We start from the raw sequence: 3884 nt of genomic DNA, 5'->3' as shown, positions 1-3884 counted from the left end.
GCCGCCGCTTCGTGGACGACGCCGCCACCCCGTACCCCACGAGCACAGGCTGCCGCTTCTCCTCGACGACGGCAGGAGCCGCCGTCACCTGAGCCGGCACCTCGACGACACAGGGCTCCGGACGCTTCTGCGGGGCCGCCGGCTCGTCCCCCTCGGCCTCCTCGAAGCCGCCGTCGGGCGACAGGCCGCCCGGGAGAGCCAGCAGGCGGGTGCGGGAGGGCGGGACCGCGGGGATCGGCGTGAGGGGCGCGGGGACGGCATGGCGGGTGGTCCGGCGGGCCAGGCGGCTGCGGACGTCCTGCTCGGCCAGTACCTGGCAGCGGCTCAGGAGGGTCGCGGCGAGCGGGTTGCCCCGCAGGGCCCGCAGAGCGGCGAGGTCGTCCGGGTCGGGGCGGTACCCGGTACCCAGCACCTCCTCCAGAAGCGTCAGGTACCCGGCGGCGGTGCCGGGCAGGGCCGCCCGGTACCGCGCGAGGTCGGCCACCAGGAACGTCCGCAACCGAGCGGCCTCGCGCAGCGCCTCGTCGAGAGACGTCGCCAGCCGATGACAGTCCTGGATGTCCTCTGCCGAGGCGGGACCGGGGTGAAGGGCGAGGGCGAGAGCGCGACGGAGCACACGCAGCTCCTCCGCACCGAACGCCATGCCGCCGCGGGATCCGTATGGCGTGGGCATGTGGCGACGATACGCGCTAATCAGACAAATTCGACACAACCCTCGCGCGTGGCGCCCGCCTTTCCCCCCACGCGCGTACCCGACCCGCCGGCTCCCGCGTGCAGGCGCGCGTGGCGTCCGGCGGGAGCCCCCTCACATCCGCGAGACGTTCCGCTCGTACACCAGCCGAAGCCCGATCAGCGTCAGCCACGGCTCGTGCTCGTCGATCACCGACGCCTCGCCGAGGACGGTCGGAGCCAGCCCCCCGGTCGCGATGACCGTCACGTCGTCCGGATCGGCCGCGAGTTCGCGGACCATGCGCTGGACGACCCCGTCGACCTGCCCGGCGAACCCGAAGACGATCCCGGACTGCATGGCCTCGACGGTGTTCTTGCCGATGACGCTGCGCGGCCGGGCGAGCTCGATCTTGCGTAGCTGCGCCCCCTTGACGCCGAGCGCCTCGACGGAGATCTCGATGCCGGGGGCGATGACCCCGCCGACGTACTCCCCGCGCGCGGAGACCGCGTCGAACGTGGTCGCCGTCCCGAAGTCGACGACGACGGCGGGCCCCCCGTACAGCTCCACGGCGGCGACGGCGTTGATGATGCGGTCGGCGCCGACCTCCTTGGGGTTGTCGGTGAGGATCGGGACGCCGGTCTTGACGCCGGGTTCGACGAGGACGGCCGGGACGTCGCCGTAGTAGCGGCGGGTCACCTCACGGAGTTCGTGCAGCACCGAGGGGACGGTGGCGCAGATGGCGATCCCGTCGATGCCCTCGCCCAGCTCCATCCCGAGGAGCGGGTGCATGCCCATCAGCCCCTGGAGCAGCACCGCGAGTTCGTCGGCGGTCCGGCGCGCGTCCGTGGAGATGCGCCAGTGCTCGACGATGTCCGCCCCGTCGAACAGCCCGAGGGTGGTGTGCGTGTTGCCGACGTCGATCGTCAGAAGCATCGGTTCACTCCGCCTCACGCAGGTCGAGGCCGATGTCGAGGATCGGCGAGGAGTGGGTGAGCGCGCCGACGGCGAGGAAGTCGACCCCGGTGTCGGCGTACGCGCGCGCGTTGTCGAGCGTGAGCCGCCCGGACGCCTCAAGCAGCGCGCGCCCGCCGACGATCCCGACGGCCTCCTCGCACTCCCCGGGCGTGAAGTTGTCGAGCAGGATCAGGTCGGCGCCCGCGTCGACGACCTCGCGGAGCTGGTGGAGGGTGTCGACCTCGACCTCGACGGGGACGTCCGGGAACGCCTCGCGGACGGCCTTGAACGCCTGGGACACGCCCCCGGCGGCGACCACGTGGTTGTCCTTGACGAGGGCCGCGTCGGAGAGCGACATGCGGTGGTTGACGCCCCCGCCGCAGCGCACGGCGAACTTCTCCAGGGACCGCAGCCCCGGTGTCGTCTTGCGGGTGTCGCGCACACGCGCCTGTGTGCCGTCCAGGGCGTCCGCCCACGCGCGCGTGGCGGTCGCGATCCCGGAGAGCCGGCACAGCAGGTTGAGGGCGCTGCGCTCGGCGGTGAGGAGGTCGCGGGTGCGGGAAGTGACCGACAGGAGGGTCTGCCCGGCCTCGACGCGGTCGCCGTCCTCGACGTGCCGCTCGACCTCGAACTCGTCGGTGCAGACGATCGAGACGACCGCCTCGGCGACCCTGAGGCCCGCGACGACGCCCGCCTCGCGCGCGACGAAGTCGGCGGTGGAGACGGCGTCCTCGGGGATCGTCGCGACGGTCGTGACGTCCACGCCGTGCGCGAGGTCCTCCTGGACCGCCACGTTCGCGATGTCCTCGACCTCGACGGGGTCGAGCCCCGCGTCGGCGAGGAGTCCGGCGAGCGCCGGGTCGAGCCCGCACTCCAGGTACTCGGCGTCGCCCTCGGCTCCGCACGCGCAGCCGTCGCCGCAGCCGCCGCTCTCGACGCCGTCGTCCACGAGGGGAAGGTCGTTGCTCACTTCGGTCACTGCTCCTGGGTGCGCTGGGTCGGGGGGAAGTCCGCGGTGTCCGTGGGCAGCACGGCGAGCGAACGGTCCGGGTCGAGGCGGACGACGATGTGGCGGCGCCAGGTGTCGTCGTCGCGGTCGGCGTGGTCCTCGCGCCAGTGGCAGCCGCGGGTCTCCTCGCGTACGCGGGCGGCGGCGACCAGGACGCGGGCCACGCACAGGAGGTTGGTGGCCTCCCACGTGTCGACGCCGGGTTCGGCGGTCTTGCCGTTCTCGTCGAGGGCGCCCCGCGCGTGCGCGTCGAGCGCGTCGAGCCGGTCGGCGGCCTGTTCGAGGGAGGCGGCGGAGCGCAGGACGCCGGCGCCGTCGGTCATGATCCGCTGGATCGCGAACCGCTCCTCGGGGGCGAGGAGGGGGTGCTCGGGGGTCTGCGGAACGTCGACCGGCGCGGGCACGCGCGCGGGGAGGCCGGTCTCCGCGATGTCGGCGGCGATCCGCTCGGCGTAGACGAGGCCCTCCAGGAGGGAGTTCGAGGCAAGCCGGTTCGCGCCGTGGACGCCCGTGCAGGCGGCCTCCCCGCACGCGTACAGGCCGGGTACGGTCGTCCGGCCCCGGGCGTCCGTGCGGACGCCCCCGGAGGCGTAGTGGGCGGCCGGGGCGACCGGAATCGGCTCCTGGACGGGGTCGATGCCGTGCGCGCGGCAGGCGGCGAGGATCGTCGGGAAGCGGTGCTCCCACATGTCGGCGCCGAAGTGCCGGGCGTCGAGGTACATGTGCTCGGCGCCCTGCTCCTGCATGCGCCGCATGATGCCCTTGGCGACGATGTCCCGGGGTGCCAGCTCGGCCAGTTCGTGCCGGCCGGCCATGAAGCGCACGCCGTCCGCATCGACCAGGTACGCGCCCTCGCCGCGTACCGCCTCGGAGACCAGCGGCTGCTGGCCCTCGGCGTCGGCGCCGAGGAACAGCACGGTCGGGTGGAACTGGACGAACTCCATGTCGCTGACCTCGGCGCCCGCGCGCAGGGCGAGCGCGACGCCGTCGCCGGTCGACACGGACGGGTTGGTGGTCGCGGAGAACACCTGGCCCATGCCGCCGGTCGCGAGGACGACGGCGGGCGCGTGGACGGCCCCCACGCCGTCGTGCTGGCCCTCTCCCATCACGTGCAGGGTGACACCGGCCGTGCGGCCCTCGGCGTCCGTCAGGAGGTCCAGGACGAGCGCGTTCTCGACGGTGCGCACCCCGCGCGCGCGGACGGCCTCGACCAGCGCGCGGGAGATCTCCGCGCCGGTCGCGTCCCCGCCC

General features: G+C 73.8%; 4 protein-coding genes. All 4 read right to left on the bottom strand.

Annotated features, from left to right (window positions below):
* Positions 1–643, bottom strand: a 643-nt coding sequence (locus ACVNF4_RS33495) for a hypothetical protein (RefSeq protein ID WP_461806637.1), incomplete at its 3' end; no start/stop codon positions are given.
* Between the two features lie 162 nt (positions 644–805).
* The gene (locus ACVNF4_RS33490; RefSeq protein ID WP_461806636.1) at positions 806–1603 is read right to left on the bottom strand and encodes a type III pantothenate kinase; all 798 of its coding nucleotides are present in this window, start codon (positions 1601–1603) and stop codon (positions 806–808) included.
* Positions 1604–1607: 4 nt separating this feature from the next.
* Complete coding sequence (gene nadC, locus ACVNF4_RS33485; RefSeq protein WP_461806635.1) at positions 1608–2603, bottom strand: carboxylating nicotinate-nucleotide diphosphorylase; 996 nt, start codon at positions 2601–2603, stop codon at positions 1608–1610.
* The coding region (locus tag ACVNF4_RS33480; RefSeq protein ID WP_461806634.1) for an L-aspartate oxidase at positions 2600–3884 on the bottom strand (1285 nt) is incomplete at its 5' end. The genes nadC and ACVNF4_RS33480, both read right to left, overlap by 4 nt.

This window comes from Streptomyces sp. S6, from assembly GCF_054880855.1.
The sequence above is the reverse complement of the archived record's forward strand: the minus strand, read 5'-3'. Positions and strand labels throughout refer to the sequence as shown.